This window comes from Geodermatophilus siccatus (assembly GCF_900103785.1).
GTDB lineage: Bacteria > Actinomycetota > Actinomycetes > Mycobacteriales > Geodermatophilaceae > Geodermatophilus > Geodermatophilus siccatus.
On record NZ_FNHE01000011.1, the window covers coordinates 73,594 to 96,712 of the forward strand.

A 23,119-nucleotide genomic window follows, 5' to 3' on the forward strand; every position below is an offset into this window, starting at 1 on the left:
GCAGGAGCCCTGGTCTCCCGCTCCGCGGTCGTCCGGGCCCGTCGTCGGGGCTAGCGTCAGCAGACGTGCAGCTACCCGACGGACTGGTCGCCGTCGTCAAGCGGGACTGCCCGACGTGCACCCTCGTGGAGCCGGTGCTGCGCGGGCTGGGTGCCGCGGTGTGGTGCCAGGACGACCCGGACTGGTTCGACGGCGACGACACCGGTCTGGAGCTGTCGTACCGGCTGGGCATCGAGACCGTGCCGACGCTGCTGCGCGTCGAGGGCGGTCGGGAGACGGGCCGGGTCGTGGGGTGGAGCCGGGAGCAGTGGGAGGAGCTGACCGGGGCCGCCGGGCTCGGTCCCGGGCTGCCCGAGCACCGGCCCGGCTGCGGGTCCCTGTCGGTGGACCCGTCCCGGGTGGACGAGCTGGAGGCCCGCTACGGCGACGGGCTGGCCAGCCGGCGGGTGGCGCTGGCCGACCTCGAGGACGAGCACGAGGCGCTGTTCGACCGCGGCTGGACCGACGGGCTGCCCGTGGTCCCGCCGACGCCGGAGCGGGTCCTGCGGTTGCTGCGGGGGACGACGCGGGACCCGCGCGAGGTGGTCGCCGTCGTCCCGCCGGACCTCGTGGCGTGCACCGTGGAGAAGGTCGCGGTCAACGCGGTGATGGCCGGGTGCCTCCCCGAGCACCTGCCGGTGGTGCTCGCCGCGGTGGAGGCCGCCTGCGCCGAGGAGTTCGCCCTCCACGGGCTGCTGGCCACCACCTACTTCTCCGGCCCGGTCGTGGTGGTCAACGGCCCGGTCGCCCGGCGGGTGGGCATGAACAGCGGGGTCAACGCCCTCGGCCAGGGCAACCGGGCCAACGCCACGATCGGCCGGGCGCTGCAGCTCGTCGTCCGCAACGTCGGCGGCGGCCGGCCCGGGGAGGTGGACCGGGCCACGCTCGGCAACCCCGGCAAGTACACCTGCTGCTTCGCCGAGCGGGAGGAGGACAGCCCCTTCGCCCCTCTGGCCGCCGACCGCGGGATGCCCGGGGACGCGGTCACCGTGTTCGCCGGCGCCGGGGTGCAACCGGTGGTCGACCAGCTCAGCCGCGACCCGGAGTCGCTGGCCCGCAGCTTCGCCGCCTGCCTGCGGGTGAACGCCCACCCCAAGCTGCCGATGGCCTTCGACGCCATGCTGGTCGTCTCCCCGGAGCACGGCCAGGTGTTCCGCGAGGCGGGCTGGGACCGGGCGCGCCTGCTCGCCGAGCTCGACGGGCTGCTCCAGCTGCCGGCCGGCGAGCTGGTGCGGGGGGCGGGGGGCATGGCCGAGGGGCTGCCGCCCGGCGTCGGGGCCGAGCAGCTGCCGAAGTTCCGCCCGGGCGGGCTGCTCGTGACGCACGCCGGCGGGGACGCCGGTCTGTTCAGCGCGATCATCGGCGGGTGGGTGTCCGGCGAGACGGGGAGCGTCCCCGTGACGAGGGAGGTGCGCGGGTGAGGACCGTCCTGGACCCGACCGGCGAGCGCAGGCCGGCGACCCGGGAGCTGCTGCCCCGGCCCGACGCGCTGCGCGGCCGGACCGTCGGCCTGCTCGACATCAGCAAGGCCCGCGGGGACGTCGTCCTGGACCGGCTGGAGGAGCTGCTGCGGGCAGACGGGGTGCGGGTGCTCCGGTACCGCAAGCCGACCTTCGCCCGGCCCGCCCCCGTGGACCTGCGGCACGAGATCGCCGAGCACTGCGAGGTGGTCATCGAGGCGCTCGCCGACTAGGGCTCGTGCACGTCGTGCAGTGTGCACGACATCGCCGACCTCGAGCGCCGCGGCGTGGTGGGGGTCTTCCTCGCCAGCGAGGCCTTCGCCGAGGCCGCGCTCGTCCAGGGCCGGGCCCTCGGGTTCCCCGCTCCCGCCGTCCTCGTGCCGCACCCGGTGCAGGACCGCACCGACGACGAACTGCGTGCCGCCGCCGACGCCGCCTACCCCGCGGTGGTCGCCGCGGTCACGGCGGCCCGGTGAAGCCGCTGCGCGACGTCATCGCCCCCGGCCTCGACGTCCTCTTCTGCGGCATCAACCCGTCGCTGCTGTCGGCCGAGCGCGGGCACCACTTCGCCCGCCCGGGCAACCGCTTCTGGCCGGCGATCCACCGGGCGGGCCTCACCCCGCGGCTGCTGCGGCCCGAGGAGGACATGCAGCTCCTGGACCACGGCCTCGGGGTGACCAACGTGGCCGACCGCCCGACCCGGACCGCCGCGGAGCTGTCCCCCGAGGAGCTGCGGGCCGGGGCCGCGGCGCTGGGCGAGCTGGTGGCGCGGTACCGGCCGCGGGTGCTCGCCGTCCTCGGCATCACGGCCTACCGGATCGGCTTCGACCGGCCACGCGCGACGATCGGGCCCCAGCCCGAGCGGGTCGGCGGCGCGGCGACCTGGGTGGTCCCCAACCCGAGCGGGCTGAACGCCCACCACCAGCTGCCCGACCTGGCGCGGCTGTACGGGCAGCTGCGGGAGGCGGCGCTCGCCGGCTGACCGTCAGCGGCGGGTCGAGATGGCGCGCAGCTCGTGCGCGGACTCGACGGTCGGGGCGCGGGCGAGCAGCCGCTCGAAGGCGCGGTCCTCGCGCAGGCGGGCGCGGGTGCGGCGGCGCTCGGCGATGGCGGTGCGCAGACGGGACACGGGCGTTCCTCTCGGATCAGGCGGCGGCGGGCACCGTCGCGCGGGGAAGGGGGCTGTGCACGGCGTAGACGCCGTGCTCGGGGGTGAGCCGCGCGCCGGGGAGCAGCCGGTGGACCAGCCCGACCACGCGGTCGTTGTCGGCCTGGACGTCGGCGGTCAGGCTGCGGACGCCGCGGCGTCCGGCCAGCTCGGTCAGCTCGGCGAGCAGCTGGCGGCCGACGCCGACGCCCTGCCAGGCGTCCTCGACGACCACGGCGACGTCGGCGGTCGCGGGGTCGGCGGGCGAGCGGTCGTAGCGCGCCACCCCGATCACCTCGCCGCCGACGACGGCCACGAGCGCCTCGCGCAGGTCGTGGTCGACCTCGACCAGCCGGTGGACGTCCACCGGCGGGGAGCGCAGCGGCGCGTGGAAGCGCCGGTAGACCGTCTCGGGGGAGAGCCGTTCCCACAGCCGGCAGAACAGCGGGGCGTCGTCCGGCCGCACCGGCCTGGTCGTCACGGGCAGATCCATCCCGGCCTCCCTGGGTTCGTGTGATGAACTCTGCTCCCGTCGAGTGAGTTCGTCAAGTGAACTCAGCCGGATATGCTGGGGACGTGAGCGAGGCGCTGTGGGACCGGTCGCGGTGTTCGGTCGCGGGCACGCTGGCCGTCGTGGGCGAGAAGTGGAGCCTGCTGGTCCTGCGCGAGGCGTTCCTCGGGGTGCGCCGGTTCGCCGACTTCCAGCGGGTGCTCGGCGCGCCCAGGGCCGTGCTCACGGACCGGCTCAACACGCTGGTGGAGCAGGGCATCCTGCGGCGGGTCCCGTACCAGGCCGAGGGGGAGCGGCAGCGCCACGAGTACCGGCTGACGCAGAAGGGCGTCGACCTGCACCCGGTCCTGGTGGCCCTGATGAGGTGGGGGGACCAGTACCTGGCCGAGGACGGCGAGGCCGCCCTCGAGCTGCGGCACCGCGACTGCGGCGAGCCGGTGCACCAGGTGCTCGTGTGCGAGGCCGGGCACCAGCTCAGCGGCGCCCGGGACGTCCGACCGGTGCCACGGGGCTCCCGGGCCTGAGCCCGGCCGCTCGGCTCAGTCCACACCCAGCGCGCGCAGGCCCGCTGTGACCGCGGCGGCTCCCAGGACGACGACGAGCAGGTGCGCCCGCCGCCACAGCAGCACGCCGGCGGTCGCCGCGCCGGCGGTGTCCGCCCCGACGCGCAGCTCGCTCCCGTCGGCCAGCGCGGAGGTGACGACGAGCGCAGCCAGCAGCGCCGAGGACAGCAGGACGACGACCCGCACCGCGGGTGCGGGGAGTTCCCGCCCGCCGGTCGCGGCCGGGCCCGCCCCGCGGGTGAGCGCGGTCGTCAGCACGCAGAGGCCGATGAGCAGCCACCAGGTCGACGGGCTCACCGCGGCCCCCGCAGCCCGACGAGTGCCACGGCGCTCGCTGCCAGGACCGGCAGGCCCGGTGGGGCGACCGGCACGAGGGCCAGCGCGACCCCGGCGCCGGCCAGGGCCACGCCCAGTCGCAGCCGGTCGCGGACCTCCGCCGCGAGCAGCGCGAGGAAGAACGCCGGGAAGACGGCGTCCAGGCCGAGGGCACGGGTGTCGAGCACCGGCACGAAGACCCCGACGACCGTGCCGGTCACCCACGGGACGTACTGCGCCGCGGAGTGGCCGAAGAGGTATTCGCGGTCGTACCGGCCGTCGCCGCGGGCGGCCATCGCCCAGGACGCGTCCACCGTCGCCTGGCCTTCGAGCGCGCGGCGCAGCCGGCTGCCGCGCAGCGAGGGTCCGAGTGCGAACCCCATCGGCAGGAACCGGGAACTGACCAGGGTGGCGGTCCCGACCGCGGCCCCGACGCCCCCGCCGGAGCCTGCGACGCCGAGCGCGGCGAACTGCCCCGAGCCCGAGTAGACGAGCGCCGACATCACGATCGCGGCGACCGCGGGCATCCCGGCGTCGGTGGCCACCACCCCGAAGGACACCGCCAGCACGAACGCCGCGGCGCCGTAGGGCGCCCCGTCGCGCAGCCCGTCCCGCCAGCTCCTGCTCTGCTCCGCCGACCCGTGTCCGCCGCCCACCACGCCGCCGTCCTCCCCGCTCCGGTCCGCCGGGCCCCGTGCGGACGACGGCGTCGCGACGACCCTGCCAGGACCCCTCGCCGGGGAGGCCTCCCGGCTCGACGGAGACGGCGGGGCGCGCTCCACCTGGTGCATCCCGACGGAGGTGCGCGGGCCCGCGCTCGCCCGTCCCCGACCAGCCGGGCGCCTCGGCCCGCTCGACCCCGCTCCGCCCGCGGACGGACCCCCGTGTCCCGGTGACGGCACCGGCGCGGTGTCAGGGCCGCCCACGGCGGGCGCGTCCGTCCCGGGCGAGGCGGCGGGCCTCCCGGAGGGGCAGCGGGGTCCGCACCCCGGACGACGAGGCGAGGACGAGCCCGGCCGCGACCTCCGCGGCGGTGCGCCAGGCGGCGTGCGCCACGACCGGGCGCGCGCCGGCCGCCGTGCGCACCCAGCGGGCCACCTCGGCGCCGTCCAGCCGGAGCGGTGACGTGTCGCCCCGCGCAGGGCCGGGTGGGGGACCGACGGCGAGGAGGGGACGGTCGGTGACGCCGACCGTGGGCAGGTCCAGGTCCGCGCCGAGGTGCAGCGCGAGGCCGGCCCGCCGCGGGTGGTCCCGGCCGGCCGCGGCCAGCAGGAGGACGTCCGGCCGCGGGTGCAGCCCGCCGACCGCGGCGGCCAGCAACGGCCCGTCCCGAGCGACCAGCGACCCGGGTTCGTAGGGCACCCGCACCACGCCGGCCGCCACCTCCGTGGCCAGGACCCGCTCCCCGCGGGTCAGCACCGCGGCCGCCCAGGCGGGGCCGACGTCGCCGGCCGAGACGACGACGGCGGCGGCCACGGCCGGGAGCCACCCCCCGGGCCGCCAGGCCGGCGGGTGCTCGGCGGCGAGCCGCAGCTGTTCGGCGACGACCGCGTCGGGCGGGGTCAGACGGGCTGCGGTCCGGACGGCGGCGGCGCCGACGGGTCGGCGGGACCCGGCACGGGGAAGGGAGCCGGCTCGGGCGGCGGCACGGGGTCCACGGGCGACGGCGTCGGTGACGGGGGTTGCGGACCGGGAGGCGGCGGGACGGTCATGGACCGACGCTAGTCCCGGGCTGGCCCGCCGTGGACCGGCGGACGCGCACCGGGTCCCCTAGCGTCCGGGACGTGGGCAGACGCGTGGTGGTGATCGGCGGGGACGCCGCGGGCGGCAGTGCGGCGTCGCAGGCGAAGAAGCGACGTCCCGACCTGGACGTCGTCATGTTCGAGCGGGGCCGTGCGACGTCGTACTCCGCGTGCGGCATCCCGTACTGGATCAGCGACGCCGTCGACTCCGAGGCCGACCTGGTCGCGCGCACGCCGGAGCAGCACCGCGCGATGGGCATCGACGTCCGGATGCGGACCGAGGTCGTCGGCATCGACCTCGACCGGCGCGTCGTCCACTGGCGCGACCTGGAGGACGGCGGCAGCGGCGTGGAGCCGTTCGACGACCTGGTGTACGCCACCGGCAGCGTCCCCATGCGGCCGCCGGTGCCCGGCATCGACGCGACCGGGGTCCACGGCGTCCAGACGCTGGACGACGGCGCGGCGCTGCGGGCCGCGCTCGAGAGCGGGGACGTGCGGCGCGTGGTCGTCGTCGGCGGCGGCTACATCGGCCTGGAGATCGCCGAGGCCTGCCGGATCCGCGGGCTCGAGGTGACCGTCGTGGACATGTCGGCGACGCCGGTCGGCACGTTCGACCCCGACGTCGGGGAGTTCATCGCCGACGCGGTGCGCAAGGAGGACATCGAGCTGGTCCTCTCCGACGCCGTCGCCGCGATCGAGACCGACGCCGGCGGCCGGGCCCGGGCGGTGGTGACCGCCAGCGGCCGGGAGCTGCCCGCCGACCTGGTGGTGCTCGGCCTCGGCGTCCGGCCGGCGGTCCGGCTGGCGGAGGAGGCCGGCATCCCGCTCGGCACCTCCGGCGGCATCGCGGTCGACACGGGGATGCGCACCCGGGTCGAGGGCGTGTGGGCCGCCGGCGACTGCGTCGAGTCGGTGCACCGGCTCTCCGGCCAGCGGGTGGTGGTCGCCCTGGGCACGCACGCCAACAAGCAGGGCCGGGTGGCCGGCATCAACATCGGCGGCGGCTACGCGACCTTCCCCGGCGTCATCGGCACCGCCATCACCCGCATCTGCGAGCTGGAGGCGGCCCGCACCGGGCTGTCCACCGCCGAGGCCGAGGCGGCCGGGTACCAGTTCGTCACCGCCGTCGTCGACTCGACCACCAAGGCCGGCTACTTCCCGGGCGCGCAGCCGATCCGGCTCAAGATGATCGCCGAGCGGCGCAGCGGCCGGCTGCTCGGCGCCCAGGTCGTCGGCCGGGAGGCGGCGGCCAAGCGCATCGACGCGCTGGCCATCTGCATCTGGAACGAGATGGGCGTCGACGAGATCCTCTCGCTCGACCTCTCCTACGCCCCCCCGTTCTCGCCCGTCTGGGACCCGGTGCTCATCGCCGCGCGCAAGGCCTTCGAGGCCGTGGAGGCCGACGTCCGGCAGCTCTGACGCCGGGTCCGCCGGCGCCGCACCCCGCGGGGTGCGGCGCCGGCGCAGGCCCCGTCCAGGGCACCGCCCCGAGCCTGGTGAGGCGCTGGAACGGCCCCCCTGCAGGGACCCGCCGCGCGCCTGCGAGCGGTGGAGGGCAGGGGGCCTTCCTCAGGCCGGGTCGACCCGGTCGGCCTGCCGGCCGCGCTGACCCTCGCTGGCCTCGAACTCGACCCGCTGCCCCTCGTCGAGGCTGCGGTACCCGCCGCGGTCGGCGATCGCGGAGAAGTGCACGAAGACGTCCGGTCCGCCGTCGTCGGGCTCGATGAACCCGAAGCCCTTCTCCGCGTTGAACCACTTCACCGTGCCGTTGGCCCGGCCGCCGCCCGAGGGACGGCGACCCGCGCCGGCGCCGCCCCGCCCGGCGTCCCGGCCGCCGTCGCGGTAGCCGCCACGGTCCCGGTCCTGGTAGCCGCCCCGGTCCCGGTCCTGGTAGCCGCCCGGGTCGCGGTACCCACCGCCGCGCGGACCGGCGTCCCGGGAGCCGCCGCTCCGCTCGGCCGACCGCACGTCCTCGGCCTGCGGACCGCGCTGGCCCTGGGTGACGTCGAACTCGACCCGCTGCCCCTCGTCGAGGCTGCGGTACCCGCCGCGGTCGGCGATGGCCGAGAAGTGGACGAACACGTCCGGCCCGCCGTCGTCCGGCTGGATGAACCCGAAGCCCTTGTCGGCGTCGAACCAGGAGACCGTGCCGGTGGCCCGGCCACCGCGCGACGGGCGGCCGCTCTCGCGCCCGCGGTCGCCGCCGCGGCCCCAGTCCCGGTCGTCGTCCCGCCCGCGGCCCCGGTCCTCACGCCCGCGCTCCTGGCGGCGGGGGGCGCCGCCGACCGGCCGCACCGAGTCGGCCTGCGGGCCGCGCTGGCCCTCGCTGGCCTCGAACTCCACCTGCTGCCCCTCGTCGAGGCTGCGGTACCCGCCGTCGTCGGCGATCGCGGAGAAGTGGACGAACACGTCCGGTCCGCCGTCGTCGGGTGCGATGAACCCGAAGCCCTTCTCCGCGTTGAACCACTTCACCGTGCCCTGCGGCATCCACGTGCTCCTGCACTGCTCGTCGCCGGCGGGCCCGTCCCACCGGCCGTCCTCCGGCCGCGCCGTCCCCGAGGAGAGGCCCGGCCGCAGCCTCAAGCCTCCCTCACCCGCCGCGCGCGCGGGCAGGCACCCGGCAGGAGACCGGTCCCGGGCTCATGCTGCGCGCGCCCGGCGAGCGGCGGTCATGGTGTCGAGGCGCGCGTCGAGCAGCTCGTTGAGCCGATCCTCGGCGGTCTGGCAGGCGGCGACCGCCGCCCCGCTCGGGGAGCGCGCGAACGTCGACCGCGCCGTGCCGAGCTCACGGTGGGCCTCGACGATGCGTCGGTCGATCTCGGACAGGGGGACGACGGCGGGTGCCATGGGGTGCTCCGCGGGGACTCCGGCCGGTCCGACTGTCCGAACCTCGGCCGCACGGCGTTGCATACCCACCCGTGACCGCTCCCATCCCCGGCCGGCACTCCCGCGGCGTGTCGCGGAGGTCGGCGGGCGTGTCCCGTTACCCGGGCGCGGGTCCGGGTAGGGGCGGCCACTCGCACGGGGGGACGCGACCGGAGGAGGAACGATGACGTCCAGCAGCGACAACCACGTCGTGGCACAGGCGGTACACGACCTGGGCTCGGCTCTGTGGTTCGGCGGAGCGGTGATGGGCATCGCCGGCGTCAACAAGTCCGGCCAGGACCTCTCCCAGGGCCTCGACCGCATCCGGGTGGCCGGGTCCGCGTGGAGCCGGTACCAGCCCGCGCAGTTCGGCGGCATCGCCGCCACGCTGCTGGCCGGGCTGCGGCTCACCCAGGTCGGCGGCCGGCGGATCGCCCTGCAGAAGGGCTTCGGCACCGTGGGCGCGCTCAAGGCCGGGCTGGCCGTGGCCGGCGCGGGCGCCACCGCCTACGCCGCCTACAGCGGCAGCCGCATCGGCAAGGCCGCCGAGGAGGCCGCGCGCCGCGGCGAGCAGGTGGAGGTCAAGGACGCCACCCTGCCGACGCAGAACACCCCGCCGGAGATCGCCAAGTGGCAGAGCCGGCAGCGGGTGACGCAGTTCCTCGTGCCCGCGCTGGCCGGCGCGAACATCGTCTGCAACTCGTGGCTGGTGCAGTCCTACCGCGTCGGGGCGACGGCCAAGGGCGTGCTGCGGCGGCTGCTGCCGGACTGAAGAAGGACCACCGTTCCCCCCACGCCTCGCAGGCTCGGCGCGGGACCCTGGAGGGTGGCCACCGTCCTCCCAGGGCGGAGGCCGGTGCAACCGGCTGCAACGCTCCCGGGGACCGGGCGCCTCGCGGTGTCCTGTCGGCAGCCTCCCGCGCGGAGGTCCACCGACGGACGGAGACGACGCCATGAAGGCAGCCCGGTTCCACGGTCGCGGCGACATCCGGGTCGAGGAGGTCCCCGACCCCCAGGTGCGCCCCGGAACGGTCGCCGTCGAGGTCGAGTGGTGCGGCATCTGCGGCACCGACCTGCACGAGTACCTCGAGGGCCCGATCTTCGTGCCGACGGCCGAGGCGCCGCACCCGCTGACCGGTGAGGGCATGCCGGTGACTCTCGGCCACGAGTTCGCCGGCGTGGTGGCGGAGGTCGGCCCCGGGGTGGACGACGTGCGGGTGGGCGACCGGGTGGTCGTGGAGCCCTACGTCGTCTGCGGTCGCTGCGACGCCTGCCAGCAGGGTCGCTACAACGTCTGCCGCACCCTCGGCTTCGTGGGGCTCTCCGGCGGCGGCGGGGGCTTCTCCCGGTACGTCGTGGCCGAGCGGCGGTGGATCCACCCGCTCGGCGACCTCGGCACGGACGTCGGGGCGCTGGTCGAACCGCTCGCCGTCGCCCACCACGCCGTCCGGCTCTCCGGCGCCCGGCCGGGACACGCGGCGGTGGTGTTCGGGGCCGGTCCCATCGGGCTGGTGACCACCGCGGCGCTGACCGCCGCCGGCGTGGACCAGGTGCTCGTGGTGGAGCCCGCCGAGGCGCGCAAGCAGAAGGCCGCGGGCGCCGGCGCGGCCACCGTGCTCGACCCGCGGTCGGTCGACGTCGTCGAGGCCGTGGAGGAGCTGACGAAGGGCCGAGGCGCCGACGTCACCTTCGAGTGCGCCGGCGTCGACCAGGTGCTGGCGACGGCCATCCGCTCCACCCGTGCCGGCGGCACCTGCGTCAACGTGGCGATCTGGGGGCACGAGGCCCGCGTGGCGATGAACGACCTGGTGTTCCGCGAGGTCAGCGTGCTGGGCAGCCTCGCCTACGCGCACGACCACCCGGCGACGATCGAGATGGTGGCCTCCGGCCGGGTGGACCCGTTCCAGTTCATCACCGGGCGGATCGGCCTCGACGACATCCTCGACCAGGGGTTCCGCGAGCTGATCGACAACAAGGAGGAGAACGTCAAGATCCTGGTGCAGCCCCGATGACGACGGCCCACGGCCGGATGGTCCAGCCGGTCACCAGCCCCTGGACGACGTAGGGGTCGGACTCGACGAAGCGCTCCACCGCCTCGCGCGGCGCCGTCCACACCAGCAACGCGCGGTCGTACGGGTCGGGCAGCGCTCCGGCCATCAGCAGCTCCCCGCGCTCGTGGGCGGCTCGGAGGAGCGCCAGGTGTTCGGCCCGCAGCGCCTCCCGGCGCTCCAGGTAGTCGTCGGCCAGCGTGTACTCCAGGACGCTGTACTGCGAGGCGGGCTGCACGCCGACAGTCTCCCAGGCGGGCAGGGCGCGTCTGACGGACCTCCGGCCTCAGTGGCACCGCCCAGGCGGCGCTCCCTTCGGCATGGGTCCGTCAGGCGCGCCCTAGCGCAGCGCGGTCGTCAGCCGCACCGTGACGCCGTCCGGGCCGGAGCTGATGTCGACGTGGTCGCACAGCTGGCGGGCCAGCCACACGCCCATGCCGCCGCGGGAGAGGTCCTCGCCGTGGGCCGGGCCGTAGCCGGCGAACGGGGTGTCCAGGCCCGGGCCGTGGTCGGTGACGGCGCACACGACCCGGTCGGCCGACGTCCACAGCCGCAGGCCCACCGGCGGCGCGCCGTGCCGGACGGCGTTGGACGTCATCTCGTCGACGGCCAGGAGGAAGTCCTCGACCACCTCGCGCGCACCACCGATGGCGGCCAGCTCGGCGGCGACGGCGTGCCGCAGCGCGATCGGGTCGGTGACGTCGTCCACGGCCAGGCGCGGGACGCCGGCCTGCAGCGGCTCCACCGGCACCGGCAGCCTTCGCAGGTAGTCGGCCGGGTCGACGAAGCGGGGGTTGGGCGTGCGGGACCGGCCGGTGACGACGGTCGGGTGGGTGCGGGCGACCGACTCCAACACCTGGTCGGGCAGCCGCGTGGTGTCGAAGACGCACAGCCCCCACAGCGGCCAGGGCCCCAGGGCGTCGTTGATGACGGCCTCGTAGCGCTGCCACTCCAGCCACTCGCGCTCGGTGCGGCCGAAGTCGGTCTCGCCGATGACCCGGACGCGCGGCGCGCCGGCGGCGGACAGCTCGTCGGCCAGCCGCCGGAACTCGATCACCGCCGCGGGCGTCCGCCGGGCGTAGCCGGCGCCCCGGGCGACCACGCGGACCCGCTCGTCGCCGTCCACGGTCTGCCGGACGACGTCCGCGGTGGCGGGTGAGGCGGCGACGACCACGGCGTCCCCGGCGGCCAGGCCGGCCTGCACGAAGGGAACCGTGGCGGCGGCCAGCTCGTCGGGGGAGGAGAAGAACAGCGCGTCGTGCACGTAACGCGGGCCGGGCACGGGGACGACCCCGTGCGAGAGCGCCGTGTCCACTGTCCGTCCCCTCGCGTGTGGCCCGCCGTTGCCCCACCACGGTAGCCAGGTCCGCGGTGCGGCCGCCCGCGGACACGGGGCGATGTCGCCCACCCCGGGCATGCCCGCGGGCTCCCGGCTGTTGTCCCTCCCGGGCCCGGACGGGCCCTCGGCCGGGGGTGCTGCGCCCACGGCCTCTCCCGCACCAGACGAAGGACGACGTCCTGCCTGCCTCCCCGTACCCCCGGACCGTCTCCGGGGACGAGCTCCCCGCCGGCGCCGGCGCCGGCCCGGCGCTGCCGGTGCGCGGCACCCCGCCGCAGCGGGTCGTGTTCCACCTCGGCCCCACCAACTCCGGCAAGACCCACGACGCCCTGGCCGCCCTCGCCGCCGCCGGCTCCGGCACCTACGCGGCCCCGCTGCGGCAGCTGGCCCACGAGGCGTACGCCCGGCTGTCGGCGCAGCTGCCGCCGGGCACCGTCGGCCTGTCCACCGGCGAGGAGCAGATCGACCCCACCGCGCCGGTGCTGTGCTGCACCGTCGAGAAGGCCCCGCCGCGCGGCGGGCTGCTGGTCCTCGACGAGGCGCACTGGGTCACCGACCCCGACCGCGGGCACACCTGGGCGCGACTGCTGCTCACCGGCGAGTACCGCGAGATCCGGGTGATCTCCGCTGCCGAGGCGCGGCCGGTGCTCGAGCCGCTGGTCGCCGACGTCGCCGACGTCGAGGTCGTCCGCCACGAACGGCTGTCCCGGCTCGACGTCCTGCGGGCGCCGGTGCGGACCTCGGGCGTGCGGCCGCGGACGCTGGTCGTCGCCTTCTCCCGCAAGGCCGTCTACGCCACCGCGGCCGTGCTGGAGGCGGTCCGGCCGGGCCGCACCGGCGTCCTCTACGGCGCCCTGCCGCCGGCCACCCGCCGCCAGGTGATCGACCGGTTCACCCGCGGCGAGCTGGACGTCCTGGTCACCACCGACGTCATCGGGCACGGCATCAACGTGCCGGCGGCGACCGTGCTGTTCGCCGAGACGACCAAGTTCGACGGGGTCGAGCGCCGCCCGCTGCGCACGTGGGAGGCCGCGCAGATCGCCGGCCGGGCCGGCCGCTACCTGCTCACCGGCCACGGCACGGTCGGCGTGCTCGCGGGCGTGCCCGGCCTGCGGCCGGACGCCGCCCTCGTCGCGGCCGGCGCCGCGGTGGCCCGCGGCACGGTGGCCAGCGACCTGCCCCGGCGCACGCCCCGGCTCCGCCCGGAGCTCGACGACCTCGGCGCGCTGGCGCCGGCCGACCTGCCCGAGGCCCTGGCGCGGTGGGCGCGGTGGGCCCGGACGGCCACCCGGCACGAGGCGGTGACGGGGGACGACGTCAGCGGGCTGGTCGAGCGCGTCGAGGCACTGCTGCCGCTGCTGGAGGGGCCGGTCGGGGAGAGCACCGACCTGGAGACCGTCTGGCGGCTGGTCACCCTGCCCGTCGACTTCGAGCCGCCGCGCCGCACCCGCTGGCTCACCCTGGCCCGCGCCGCGCTGCTGCACGGGGCCGGGTACCGCGTCCCGCCGCAGACGGTGCTGCCCGCCCTGCCGCGGCGGGGACCGGTGGAGGACCTCGAGCAGGCGGCCGCCGCCGCGCGTGACGCCGCGACGCTGCTGCGGTCCTTCCCGGGCGTCGCGGGCCTCACCGCCGGGGACGCGGCCCGGCTGGAGCAGCGATGTGCCGCCCGCATCACCGAGCTGCTCCCCGGCGCGATCACCGCGGCGGGGCCCGGCCGGTGCGCCGACTGCGGCGTGCCGGTCGCCCCGCGGTTCCCGACCTGCCGGGCCTGCGCGGCGCGCGGCTCCCGGCGCGGGACCCCGGTCCGCCGGGGCGCGGCCCCGGCCCGCCGCCGCGAGGACGCCGGGCGCCGCCGGTCCGGGCGCACGGACGCGCCCCGCCGCGCGACCCCGCGCCGGGCGGGGCGCGGCTGACCGGCTCCTGGCGCACCATGGCGGGGTGACCGGCGCTGGGGGGTACGTCGCGCTCGGCGACTCGATCTCGATCGACGACTACTCCGGCGGCCCGGGCCGCGGCGGGGCCAGCCTGCTGTACGCCAACCGGGACGACGACTTCCCGGACTGGCGCGGGCGCGACCTGCGCAGCACCGCGCCCGGGACGGCGTTCGCGCTGCTGGCGACCGACGGCGCGACCACCGGCACGCTGATGGACCGGCAGCTGCCCCGGCTCGCCGCCCTGACCGCCCGGCCCGCGCTGGTCACGCTCACCATCGGCGGGAACGACCTCCTCGGGGCCTACGGGAACACCGCGGCCGCCCGTGCGGTCGTCGCCCGGGTCGCGGCGGCGCTCGACCGGGCACTGGTCGCCATCGGCGAGGCCCTGGCCCCGGACGGGCGGGTCGTCGTGGGCACGGTGTACGACCCCAGTGACGGCACCGGCGACGCGGAGCGGCTCGGCCTGCCGCCCTGGCCGGACGCCGTCGCGCTGATCGGCGAGCTCAACGACGCCCTGCGCCGGGGAGCGGCCCGGCACGGCGCCGCGGTGGCCGAGATCGCCGAGCTGTTCCGCGGCCACGGGCTGGCGGCGGGCGACCCCCGGCGCCCCGAGGCCCGGCCGGAGCAGCGGGACCTGTGGTTCTGCTCCCTCATCGAGCCCAACGCCTGGGGTGCCGACGGCGTCCGCGCGGCCTTCTGGGCAGCCCTGCACGGCGGCTGAGGTGGCGCCCCCGGACCCCGCCTGGACCCGCAGGCGCCTGCTCGGCGCCGCCGCGGCGCTCGCCGGTGCGGGCGCCCTCGCCGGCTGCGGTCCGCAGCTGCCGGGGTCCCCCGGGAGCACGGGGACGCCCACCCGGCTCACCGCCCGCCCGCAGCCGGAGCTCCCCGCCGCGCCGCCCGCGCCCGGGACGCAGCCGCTGGACCCGGGGGTCGACCGGCCGCCGCTGCTGCACGTGCCGCCCGGGCTCGCGGCGGGCAGCGCGGTGCCGCTCGTGGTCGCGCTGCACGGGGCCGGCGGGAACGCCGAGACCGGGCTCGGCATCCTCGGCGGCCTGGCCGACGAGCGGGGCCTGCTGGTCCTCGCGCCGGCCTCCCGCGGGTCGACGTGGGACGCGGTCACTGGCCGCTCCGGCGAGGACGCCGCCCTGCTGGACCTGGCCCTGGCCCGCGTCTTCTCGACCGTGCCGGTCGACCCGGGGCGCACCGCCGTCGCCGGGTTCTCCGACGGCGCCTCCTACGCGCTGGGCCTCGGCCTGGCCAACGGGGACCTGTTCGCGCGGGTGGTCGCCTTCTCCCCGGGCTTCGTGCCCGGGGCGTCGCGGGAGGGGCGGCCGGCGGTGTTCGTGTCGCACGGCGACGCCGACGAGGTCCTGCCCGTCGAGCGGACCAGCCGGCGGATCGTGCCGGCTCTCCGCGACGACGGCTACGACGTCACCTACCGGGAGTTCGCCGGCGGGCACGCCGTCCCGCACGAGGTGGCCGTGGCGGCCGTGGACTGGCTCGGCGCGGGATGACGACGCTCCGGGGCGCGGACGCGCGCCGACCGGCGTAGCGTCCGCACCCTGTTCCGGGAGACCGAGTTCCGGAGGAGCGATGGCCCTCAGACGCCGGATCGGCGGCGCGCTCAGCGCGGCCGCGGCCCTGGCCGGTGCCGGCGTGGTCGCCGGCGCGGGGGTCACGGCCGGGCTCGTCGGTGGCACCGCCGGGCTGGTGCAGGGCGCCGCCCGCTCGTCGCTGTCCCTCGCGCACGCGGCCGCCGTCACGGGCACCCGCGCCGTCGGCACCCTGGTCACCGGCGCCGACCCGCTGCCCGACGGCCGGCTGCACGACCTGCTGGACGCCGCGCGCGGGATGCTCGAGCCCCCGCCGGCGCGGCACACCCGCCGGGTCTGGGCCGACCGGGGCCGGGTCCAGGTCGAGCTCCTCGCACCGGATGCGCAGGAGACCCCGGAGGTCCGCTCCGCGCTGCGCCGGCACCTCGAGCGGCTCGAGGGCGTGGAGTGGGCGACCGTCAACGACGTCGTCGGCCGGGTCCTGGTCGCCTTCGACGAGCGGCGGGTCACCGCCGAGGACCTCGTCGGCACGGTGACCGCCATCGAGAAGGCCCGCGGCGGGCAGGGGCTGCTGCCGGCGCGGGAGGACCACCCGGCCGACCTGGAGCCGCTGCTGGCCGCGCTCGTGGCCGCCGGCATCGACCTCGCGGCCGTCGGTGTCGCCTACGCGGGCAAGATGCTGCCGGTCCCGGCGCTCACCCGCCACGCGACCCTCGCCGTCGCGCTGCTGGAGTCCCAGACGTGGCTCAAGCGGGAGCTGTACCGGCGCGTGGGCCCGACCGGCACCGAACTGGTCTTCTCCGGCGTCAGCGCGCTGCTGCACGCGCTCACCCAGAGCCCCACGGTGCCCGCGCTCAACGCCGCCGCCGCGTTCCAGGAGGTCCTGGAGATGCGCGCCCACCGGCAGGTGTGGCGGCGCCGCGAGTGGGAGCTGTGCCGCCCGGAGCCGGACGACGGCGAGCGGGAGCCGCTGACGCCCCCGGGGCCGCGGCCGTGCCCCCTGCCACCCGGCCCGGTCGAGTCCTACACCGAGCGGCTGGCCCCCACCGAGCTGGCCGCCGCGCTCGGTCTGCTGGCGCTCACCGGGCGCCCCGGTCGCTCGGCCGACCTGCTCAAGGCGCTGAACCCGAAGGCCGCCTTCCACGGGCGCGCGGCGTTCACCACGACGCTGGACCTCCTGCTGTGCCGCCGCGGCGTGCTGCCGATGGACGGCTCGGCCTACCGGCGGCTGGACCGGGTGGACACCGTCGTGGTCGACGGGGACGCGCTGTGCACCGGCCCGCCGGTGGTGCTGGAGGCCACCGCGGAGGCCGACGGGTGGGACGACGCCCGGGTCTGGACGGCCGCCGCCCGGCTGGTCGGCGCGCTCGAGGGCGACGAGCCGGACGACGCCGTGCGGCTGGGGCCGTCCCGGGACTCCGAGGACCTGCCCGGGGCCGAGGTCCGGCCGCTGCACGAGGGGCGGCGCCGGGTGGGCACGGTGACCGTCGCCCGCGAGCTGGACCCGCACGCCGAGGCGCTGCTGACCACCGCCGCGACGGCCGGCGCCCGGCTGGTGCTCACCGCGCACGCCGGCACGCGGGAGGTGGCCGCGGCGGCCGACGAGGTGGCACCCGCGGACGAGGCGCTGGTGGAGACGGTGCGCCGGCTGCAGGACGACGGGCGCGGCGTCCTCCTGGTGAGTGACACCGACGGCCCCGCCCTGCTGGCCGCCGACGTCGCCGTCGCCCCCGTCCGGCCCGGCCGCGCGCCGGCGTGGGGCGCCGACCTGGTGACCCGGCCGGGGCTGGCCGACGCCTGCCGGGTGGTCGCGGCGACGGCGGCGGCCCGCACCGTGAGCCGCCGCTCGGTGCAGGCGGCGCTCACCGGCAACGTCCTCGGCGGGCTGCTCGCCGCCGTCGGCAGCGAGCGGTACGGGCAGCGCAGGTCCACCACGCCCGGGAAGACGGCCACGACCGTCGCGATGCTGGGCGGCACCTGGGCCGCCGTCCGGGCCGCCGGCCGCCCGGTCCCGCCCCCGACGGTGCACACGCCCTGGCACGCGCTGGACCCCGACGAGGTGCGGCGCCGCGTGGCCGAGCTGCCGGCCGCGGAGGACGCGCGCCCGGTCCGCCTCCGCCGGGTCCGGGCGCACCCGCTGGTGCGGGGGCCGTCCCGGTTCGTCCGCACCGTCGCCGCCGAGCTGGCCGACCCGCTGACCCCCGTCCTCGGCACCGGTGCCGCGGCCACCGCACTGCTCGGCGAGGCCACCGACGCCGTCCTCGTCGGCAGCGTCACCGTCGCCAACTCGCTGGTCAGCGGCCTGCAGCGGCTGCGCGCGGAGACGGCGCTGGAGTCGCTGCTGCTCGAGCAGGACGTCGTCGTCCACCGGGAGACCGGCGACGGCCGGGAGGAGGTGCCCGGCAGCGCGCTGCGGGTCGCGGACGTCGTCGTGGTCGAGCCCGGTGACGTGCTGGCCTGCGACGCCCGCCTGCTGGAGGCGGTCGACCTGGAGGTCGACGAGTCCAACCTGACCGGGGAGTCGCTGTCGGTGGGCAAGTCGGTGCCGGCCACACCGGGGGCCGAGGTCGCCGACCGCACCTGCATGCTCTTCGACGGCACGACCGTGGTGGCCGGGCGCGGCCGGGCCGTCGTCGTCGCGGTGGGCGACGCCACCCAGGCCGGCCGCGCGGCCCGGGCCGCCGGCGGCGCCGCGCCCCCCGCCGGCGTGCAGGCCCGGCTGGGCGAGCTGACCCGCTCGGTGCTGCCGCTGACCCTGGCCGGCGGCGTGGCGGTCGCCGCCCTCGGGGTGCTGTGGCGCCGCCCGCTGCGCGACGCCGTCCGGGACGGCGTGGCCGTCGCGGTCGCCGCGGTGCCCGAGGGGCTGCCGCTGGTGGCCACCGTGGCGCAGCAGGCCGCCGCCCGGCGGCTGTCGCGGCGGGGCGCCGTCGTCCGCAGCGCCCGGGTGCTCGAGGCCCTCGGCCGGGTCGACACCGTCTGCTTCGACAAGACCGGGACGCTGACGGAGAACCGGCTGCGGGTCGCCGGCCTGGCCCCCCTGGACGGGGAGCTCGACGAGGACGGGCTGCTGCGGCTGGTCGCGGCCGGTGTCGGCAACGGCGACGACCAGGCGCACGAGACCGACCGCGCGGTCGTGGAGGCCGCCGAGGAGCGCGGTGTGTGCCCCGACGGAGACGCGGGCGAGAGCCTGCCGTTCGCCGCCGGTCGCGGCTTCTCCGCGGCCGTGCGCGAGGGCCGGCTCGTGGTCAAGGGCGCACCCGAGGTGGTGGCCGGCCGCTGCCGGGACGCCGGGGACCTCACCGGGCGGGTCCAGGAGCTCGCCGCCGAGGGGCTGCGGGTGCTGGCCGTCGCCGACCGGCAGTGGGACGGCGGCGCGGGCGACCTGGAGGAGGGGGCCCGCGACCTCACGCTGCGCGGGCTGGTCGGGCTGGCCGACACGGTGCGCGGCTCCTCGGTCGCGGCGGTCGAGCAGTTGCGGGCGGCCGGCGTCCGGGTGATCGTGGCCACCGGCGACCACCCGGAGACCGCCCGCGCCATCGCCGCGCAGGCCGGCGTCCCCGGTGCCGACCGGGTCGTGACCGGCGCGCAGTTCGCCCGCGCCTCGGAGTCCGAGCGGGCCCGCATGGTGCGCGAGACGACGGTGTTCGCCCGGCTGTCACCGGAGCAGAAGGTCTCGCTGGTCGCCGCGCTGCGCCGGGCCGGGGCGACCCTGGCGATGACCGGCGACGGCGTGAACGACGCCGCGGCGATCCGGCTGGCCGACGTCGGGGTGGGGGTCTCCGGGGCCGAGTCCCCCGCCGCCCGTGCCGCTGCCGACCTCGTGCTCACCGACCTGGACCTGACCCGGCTGGTCGACGCGATCGGTGAGGGCCGGGCGATGTGGTCACGCGTGCGGGACGCGGTCTCGGTGCTGGTCGGCGGCAACGCCGGCGAGGTGGCGTTCACCGTGCTCGGCACCGCGTTCGGCGGGCGGGCGCCGATCAACACGCGGCAGCTGCTGCTGGTCAACCTGCTCACCGACATGTTCCCGGCGCTGGCCGTCGCCGTGGCCGCGCCCCGTCGTGGCCCGGCCCGCCCCGCACCCGGCGGGGACGACGGCCCGCTGGCCGGGCACCCGCTGGCCGCGGTGCTCGAGGCCGGGCCACAGCGTGGCTTCGCGCGGGAGGTGCGCCGGATGGTGCTGGTGCGCGGGGCGGCCACCACCGCCGGCGCGACCGCCGCCTGGGCCACCGGGCGGCTCACCGGCTTCCGCGGCCGGGCCGGGACGATGGGCCTGGCGGCCCTGATCACCACCCAGCTGGGGCAGACCGCGTGGGCCGGCCGGCGCAGCCCGCTGGTGCTGGTCACCGCCGCGGGCTCGCTCGCCGTCCTGGCCGCCGTCGTCCAGACGCCGGGGCTCAGCCGCTTCTTCGGCTGCACGCCGCTGGACCCGCTGGCCTGGCTGGTCGTGCTCGGCTGCGCGGCCGCCGGCACGGCCGGCGCCGAGGTCGTGCCGGCGCTGGTGGCGCGGGTGCGCGGGGAGCCGGCGGCCATCTCCGCGGAAGTGGCCGCAACGGGCGATCAGCCGGCGTAGCGGGCCGCGAACGCGCCCGGCGTCATGCCGGTGACCCGCGTGAAGTCGCGGCTGAAGTGCGGCTGGTCGGCGTACCCGAGGAGTGCCGACACCTCGGCGAGGGTCGTGCCGCGACCGCGGAGGCGCTCGGCGGCCTCCTGCAGCCGGCGGCGCTGGATGAGCCACTTCGGCGTCAGCCCGAGCCGGCGCCGCACCAGCCGCTGCAGCGCCCGCTCGGACAGGCCGAACTCGGCGCAGACCTGGGCCACCCGGGTGACCTCGCGGTCGCCCTCCACGAAGGCGACCACCCGGTTGACCAGCTCGCCCTCGGCGTCGACGGGCAGCAGCGGCCGCAGCGCGTCGCCGAAGGCCTCCATCGCCGTCCGGTGCGCGGCGGGCGACGTCGGGTCGGGGGCCATCGCCGCCCGCACCCGCGCGGTCAGCCGCTCGCCGTCGACGCCGAGCACGTCGGCCAGATCGACGGAGCGGTCGGTGTACGGCGCCACCGAGCCGCGGGTGACGAGCGCGCCGGCGGCCGGGGCGCACATGACCCCGACCGCCCAGCCGTCGCCGGTCAGCGTGGTGGTCGACAGGCCGGGCACGACGCCGTAGAAGCGGGCGTAGTCGCCGGAGACGACGAGCAGCGTGACCGGGTACTGCAGCACGTGCTGCGGCGCCTCCCGGCCGGGCGGCACGCACCAGACCGGGATCCAGAAGCGCTCCAGCAGGCCGGCGAACTCCGGCGCCGCGTCGTAGCGGTACATCACGTGGGAGGCGTCGCCGGGGGAGCGCAGGTGCGCGCGCTCCACGTGGTCGAGGGGCCGCGCGGCGGTGTCGGGTTCCATCAAGACCCCACCCTGCCCGGCTCCCTACCGTCCCGGCCATGACCTCACCGACCACTTCACCCGGCACCTCGATCGCCACGGCCCACGCCGCGGCCGACCGCCCGCTGACCGCGGTCCTCGACGCCGTCCCGGCCGACGCGTGGGACCGGCCCTCGACCTGCGAGGGGTGGACCGTGCGCGACGTCGTCCGGCACCTCGTGCAGACCCAGCGGGCGTTCCTCACCGAGCGCGGCGTGGACCTGGGGCCGGAGCCGGACGTCGACGCCGACCCGGCGGCGGCGTGGCGTACCCACGCGCGGCGGGTCGCGGCGGCGGTCGCCGACCCGGCCGTCGCGGAGCAGGGGTACGACGGCCACTTCGGCCCGACGACGGTCGGCGCGACCCTCGAGCAGTTCTACGTGTGGGACATGGTCGTGCACCGCTGGGACGTCGCCCGGTCGGTCGGCGCCGATCCCGCACTCACCGACGCCGAGCTGGACCGCGTGGAGACCGGGGCGGACTCGTTCGGCGAGGCCCTGTACTGGGACGGCATCTGCCGGCCCGCGGTCGAGCCTCCCGCGGACGCCGACCGCGCGACCCGGGTGCTGGCCCGGCTGGGCCGCGCCTGACCTCAGCCCGCGGGTTCCCGTGCGGGGAGGGCGTCCAGCGAGCGGCGCACGGTCTGGACGACGTCCCCGGCGACGAACAGGTCGTCGGCAGAGGTGGCCCGCGCCTGCCGGACCGCGTCGGTGAACTCGTGCAGGCAGGTCTCGGTCCGGCGCAGTGCCTCGGGGTCGGCGGCCGCGTCCTCCACCGAGCGGAGCGCGGCGGCCAGCGCGGCGAGGGTGCGGGCCGCGGGCGGGCGCAGCGTCGGGCCGAGCGCGACCCGCTCGAAGTCGGCCCGCTCGGTCTCGGCGATCACCTGGGTCAGCTGCTCGACCATCAGGCTCAGCCGCTCCAGCGCCCGGGCCTGCCGGTACTGGGCCTCCGCGGCGGCGCGGTGGTGGCGGGCCCGGCGGTTGCCCCGGCGCGCCTCGGCGGCCTGCTGCACCGCGTCCCGCATCTGGGCGAGCACCGGGTCGATCCGGTGCGTGCGCTGCCGCCACTCGTCCTCGGTCGGCGGGTGCTCCTGCTGCAGCCCGTCGGCGAGGTCCTCGAGCTGGCCGGCCAGCGTGTCGCGCAGCGCCTGCAACTGCTCGGCGGCCGGCGCGAGCGGCAAGGGCGGGAAGGCGGCGGTGACCGCGAGGCCGATGACCGCACCGACGGCGGTCAGCCCCGTGTAGGCCACGACGAAGCCGGAGTCCTGCGTGCCGAGGACGAGCACGAACAGCGCCGAGGTCGCCGTCCAGCTGCCGGAGCTGCCCAGGTGCCGCCAGCCGGCCAGCAGCACGCTGGCGGCGGTCACCACGGCCAGGGCCCCGAGGCCGTCCCCGAGCACGGCCGAGACCCCGAGGGCGAGGGCGGCGCCGAGCGCGATCGCGGCGACCGACTGCAGGGAGCCGCGCACGGAGCCGCTCAGCGTCGTGGACGTGGCGATCACCGCGCCCAGCGGCGCGTAGTACGGGTACTGCTGGGCCGGGTCCAGGGGGAGCAGGACCGCCACGTGCCAGGCCACCGCCGCGGCGAGGGCGGCCTTGACGGCCAGCCCGGCCCGCGGGTGGCGCGCCCAGGTCCGCCGCACCCGTCCCGGCCGGCCGAGGTACGGGCGCCGAGCGCCGCTCACCGGCCGAGGTGCGCCCGGATCGCGGCGACCACCATGCGGTGGTCCTCGAGCTGCGGGAGCCCGGAGACGACGACCGCGCCGACCGGCCCCACCGAGCGGACGACGACGGGGAACGCGCCGCCGTGGGCCGCGTAGAGGGCGGGGTCCAGGGCGAACTCCTCCTCGAACGTCGTCCCGCGCTCGATCGAGGCCTGCCGCACGTAGAGGCTGCTGTGCCCGAAGCGGTGGACGACGCGCGTCTTGCGCTGGATCCACGAGTCGTTGTCCGGGCTGGTGCCCGGCAGCGAGGCGTGGAAGAGCTGGTGACCGTGCCGGCTGATGTCGACCGCCACCGGGGCACCGTCCCGCCGCGCGGCCGCCACCAGCGCCGAGCCGAGGTCCCAGGCGTCGTCGTTGGTGAAGCCGGCGAACTGCAGCTCCTCCTCCTCGGCGGCGAGCTCGGCGAGGGACGGGGAGGAGTCGGTCATGTCGCCTTCCTACCGCCTGACGCGGGAGGCTGTGCCC

At 77.6% G+C, this 23,119-nt stretch carries 23 protein-coding genes and 1 pseudogene; 12 read left to right on the forward strand and 12 right to left on the reverse strand.

Translation table 11 applies throughout. The annotated features are described in order from the left end of the window. Positions 1-65: 65 nt before the first annotated feature. The 3 genes and pseudogenes from BLS21_RS19040 to mug all read left to right on the forward strand — a co-directional run bounded on the left by BLS21_RS19040 (position 66) and on the right by mug (position 2,481). Positions 66-1,460 carry a thioredoxin domain-containing protein gene (locus tag BLS21_RS19040; protein ID WP_091222174.1) on the forward strand — a complete coding sequence of 465 codons (1,395 nt, stop codon included), beginning with the start codon at positions 66-68 and terminating at the stop codon, positions 1,458-1,460. Continuing rightward, positions 1,457-1,975 (forward strand): annotated as a pseudogene (locus tag BLS21_RS26260) (UGSC family (seleno)protein). Before BLS21_RS19040 ends, BLS21_RS26260 begins: the two are co-directional and overlap by 4 nt. Next, a complete protein-coding gene (gene mug / locus BLS21_RS19055) occupies positions 1,972-2,481 on the forward strand; it encodes a G/U mismatch-specific DNA glycosylase (RefSeq protein WP_217636207.1) in 510 nt (169 codons plus the stop codon). Before BLS21_RS26260 ends, mug begins: the two are co-directional and overlap by 4 nt. 3 nt (positions 2,482-2,484) lie before the next feature. On the opposite strand, the gene BLS21_RS25280 is transcribed toward mug, so the two are convergent. Next, a complete protein-coding gene (locus BLS21_RS25280; RefSeq protein ID WP_175479645.1) occupies positions 2,485-2,628 on the reverse strand; it encodes a hypothetical protein in 144 nt (47 codons plus the stop codon). A gap of 16 nt (positions 2,629-2,644) precedes the next feature. Continuing rightward, the gene (locus BLS21_RS19060) at positions 2,645-3,127 is read right to left on the reverse strand and encodes a GNAT family N-acetyltransferase (protein WP_217636208.1); all 483 of its coding nucleotides are present in this window, start codon (positions 3,125-3,127) and stop codon (positions 2,645-2,647) included. Positions 3,128-3,222: 95 nt separating this feature from the next. Between BLS21_RS19060 and BLS21_RS19065 the strand changes: the two genes are divergently transcribed. Continuing rightward, the gene (locus tag BLS21_RS19065) at positions 3,223-3,681 is read left to right on the forward strand and encodes a winged helix-turn-helix transcriptional regulator (protein WP_245700572.1); all 459 of its coding nucleotides are present in this window, start codon (positions 3,223-3,225) and stop codon (positions 3,679-3,681) included. 15 nt (positions 3,682-3,696) lie between these two features. On the opposite strand, the gene BLS21_RS19070 is transcribed toward BLS21_RS19065, so the two are convergent. The 3 genes from BLS21_RS19070 to BLS21_RS19080 all read right to left on the reverse strand — a co-directional run bounded on the left by BLS21_RS19070 (position 3,697) and on the right by BLS21_RS19080 (position 5,511). Further along, positions 3,697-4,017, reverse strand: a complete 321-nt coding sequence (locus tag BLS21_RS19070; protein ID WP_091222187.1) for an AzlD domain-containing protein — start codon at positions 4,015-4,017, stop codon at positions 3,697-3,699. Further along, on the reverse strand, positions 4,014-4,694 hold the full coding sequence (locus BLS21_RS19075) for an AzlC family ABC transporter permease (RefSeq protein WP_091222188.1): 681 nt from the start codon (positions 4,692-4,694) through the stop codon (positions 4,014-4,016). Before BLS21_RS19075 ends, BLS21_RS19070 begins: the two co-directional genes overlap by 4 nt. Positions 4,695-4,947: 253 nt before the next feature. Further along, complete coding sequence (locus BLS21_RS19080; protein WP_175479646.1) at positions 4,948-5,511, reverse strand: endonuclease V; 564 nt, start codon at positions 5,509-5,511, stop codon at positions 4,948-4,950. A 308-nt stretch (positions 5,512-5,819) separates the two neighbouring features. On the opposite strand from BLS21_RS19080, the gene BLS21_RS19085 reads away from it, so the two are divergent. Beyond that, entirely contained in the window at positions 5,820-7,196 is a 1,377-nt protein-coding gene (locus BLS21_RS19085; protein WP_175479647.1) for an FAD-dependent oxidoreductase, read from the forward strand. A gap of 150 nt (positions 7,197-7,346) precedes the next feature. Here the strand turns inward: BLS21_RS19085 and BLS21_RS26465 are convergent, their stop codons facing one another. Both BLS21_RS26465 and BLS21_RS19095 read right to left on the reverse strand, forming a co-directional pair. Continuing rightward, on the reverse strand, positions 7,347-8,264 hold the full coding sequence (locus tag BLS21_RS26465) for a cold-shock protein (RefSeq protein WP_091222196.1): 918 nt from the start codon (positions 8,262-8,264) through the stop codon (positions 7,347-7,349). Between the two features lie 153 nt (positions 8,265-8,417). After that, positions 8,418-8,624: a hypothetical protein gene (locus BLS21_RS19095; protein WP_091222200.1), complete on the reverse strand. Its 207-nt coding sequence runs from the start codon at positions 8,622-8,624 to the stop codon at positions 8,418-8,420. Positions 8,625-8,826: 202 nt separating this feature from the next. On the opposite strand from BLS21_RS19095, the gene BLS21_RS19100 reads away from it, so the two are divergent. Together BLS21_RS19100 and BLS21_RS19105 are read left to right on the forward strand one after the other, a co-directional pair. Beyond that, positions 8,827-9,414, forward strand: coding sequence for a hypothetical protein (locus BLS21_RS19100; protein ID WP_091222202.1), 588 nt, complete (start codon positions 8,827-8,829; stop codon positions 9,412-9,414). Between the two features lie 181 nt (positions 9,415-9,595). Continuing rightward, a complete protein-coding gene (locus tag BLS21_RS19105; protein WP_091222205.1) occupies positions 9,596-10,654 on the forward strand; it encodes a 2,3-butanediol dehydrogenase in 1,059 nt (352 codons plus the stop codon). Here the strand turns inward: BLS21_RS19105 and BLS21_RS19110 are convergent. Both BLS21_RS19110 and BLS21_RS19115 read right to left on the reverse strand, forming a co-directional pair. Then, complete coding sequence (locus BLS21_RS19110) at positions 10,629-10,928, reverse strand: YciI-like protein (protein WP_091222207.1); 300 nt, start codon at positions 10,926-10,928, stop codon at positions 10,629-10,631. The two genes, BLS21_RS19105 and BLS21_RS19110, sit on opposite strands and share 26 nt — an antisense overlap. Before the next feature lie 102 nt (positions 10,929-11,030). Continuing rightward, positions 11,031-11,972, reverse strand: coding sequence for a sensor histidine kinase (locus tag BLS21_RS19115; protein WP_245700586.1), 942 nt, complete (start codon positions 11,970-11,972; stop codon positions 11,031-11,033). A gap of 191 nt (positions 11,973-12,163) precedes the next feature. Here BLS21_RS19115 and BLS21_RS19120 point away from each other — a divergent pair, with 191 nt between their 5' ends. The 4 genes from BLS21_RS19120 (at position 12,164) to BLS21_RS19135 (ending at position 20,089) form a co-directional block, all read left to right on the forward strand. Further along, the gene (locus BLS21_RS19120; protein WP_245700588.1) at positions 12,164-13,942 is read left to right on the forward strand and encodes a helicase-related protein; all 1,779 of its coding nucleotides are present in this window, start codon (positions 12,164-12,166) and stop codon (positions 13,940-13,942) included. Between the two features lie 25 nt (positions 13,943-13,967). Then, positions 13,968-14,684: an SGNH/GDSL hydrolase family protein gene (locus BLS21_RS19125; RefSeq protein ID WP_175479648.1), complete on the forward strand. Its 717-nt coding sequence runs from the start codon at positions 13,968-13,970 to the stop codon at positions 14,682-14,684. 1 nt (position 14,685) lies between these two features. Continuing rightward, entirely contained in the window at positions 14,686-15,477 is a 792-nt protein-coding gene (locus BLS21_RS19130) for an alpha/beta hydrolase (protein WP_091222214.1), read from the forward strand. 79 nt (positions 15,478-15,556) lie between these two features. Next, on the forward strand, positions 15,557-20,089 hold the full coding sequence (locus BLS21_RS19135; protein ID WP_091222216.1) for a cation-translocating P-type ATPase: 4,533 nt from the start codon (positions 15,557-15,559) through the stop codon (positions 20,087-20,089). Here the strand turns inward: BLS21_RS19135 and BLS21_RS19140 are convergent. Further along, entirely contained in the window at positions 20,077-20,913 is an 837-nt protein-coding gene (locus tag BLS21_RS19140; RefSeq protein WP_091222218.1) for a helix-turn-helix domain-containing protein, read from the reverse strand. The two genes, BLS21_RS19135 and BLS21_RS19140, sit on opposite strands and share 13 nt — an antisense overlap. 38 nt (positions 20,914-20,951) lie before the next feature. Here BLS21_RS19140 and BLS21_RS19145 point away from each other — a divergent pair, with 38 nt between their 5' ends. Beyond that, positions 20,952-21,521 (forward strand): TIGR03086 family metal-binding protein, encoded by a 570-nt coding sequence (locus BLS21_RS19145; RefSeq protein ID WP_091222221.1) that lies wholly within the window; start codon positions 20,952-20,954, stop codon positions 21,519-21,521. Between the two features lie 2 nt (positions 21,522-21,523). Here BLS21_RS19145 and BLS21_RS19150 read toward each other — a convergent pair whose 3' ends face one another. Further along, entirely contained in the window at positions 21,524-22,615 is a 1,092-nt protein-coding gene (locus BLS21_RS19150) for an FUSC family protein (protein ID WP_139177213.1), read from the reverse strand. Then, positions 22,612-23,082, reverse strand: coding sequence for a heme-degrading domain-containing protein (locus tag BLS21_RS19155; RefSeq protein ID WP_091222226.1), 471 nt, complete (start codon positions 23,080-23,082; stop codon positions 22,612-22,614). Before BLS21_RS19155 ends, BLS21_RS19150 begins: the two co-directional genes overlap by 4 nt. Positions 23,083-23,119: the final 37 nt, after the last annotated feature.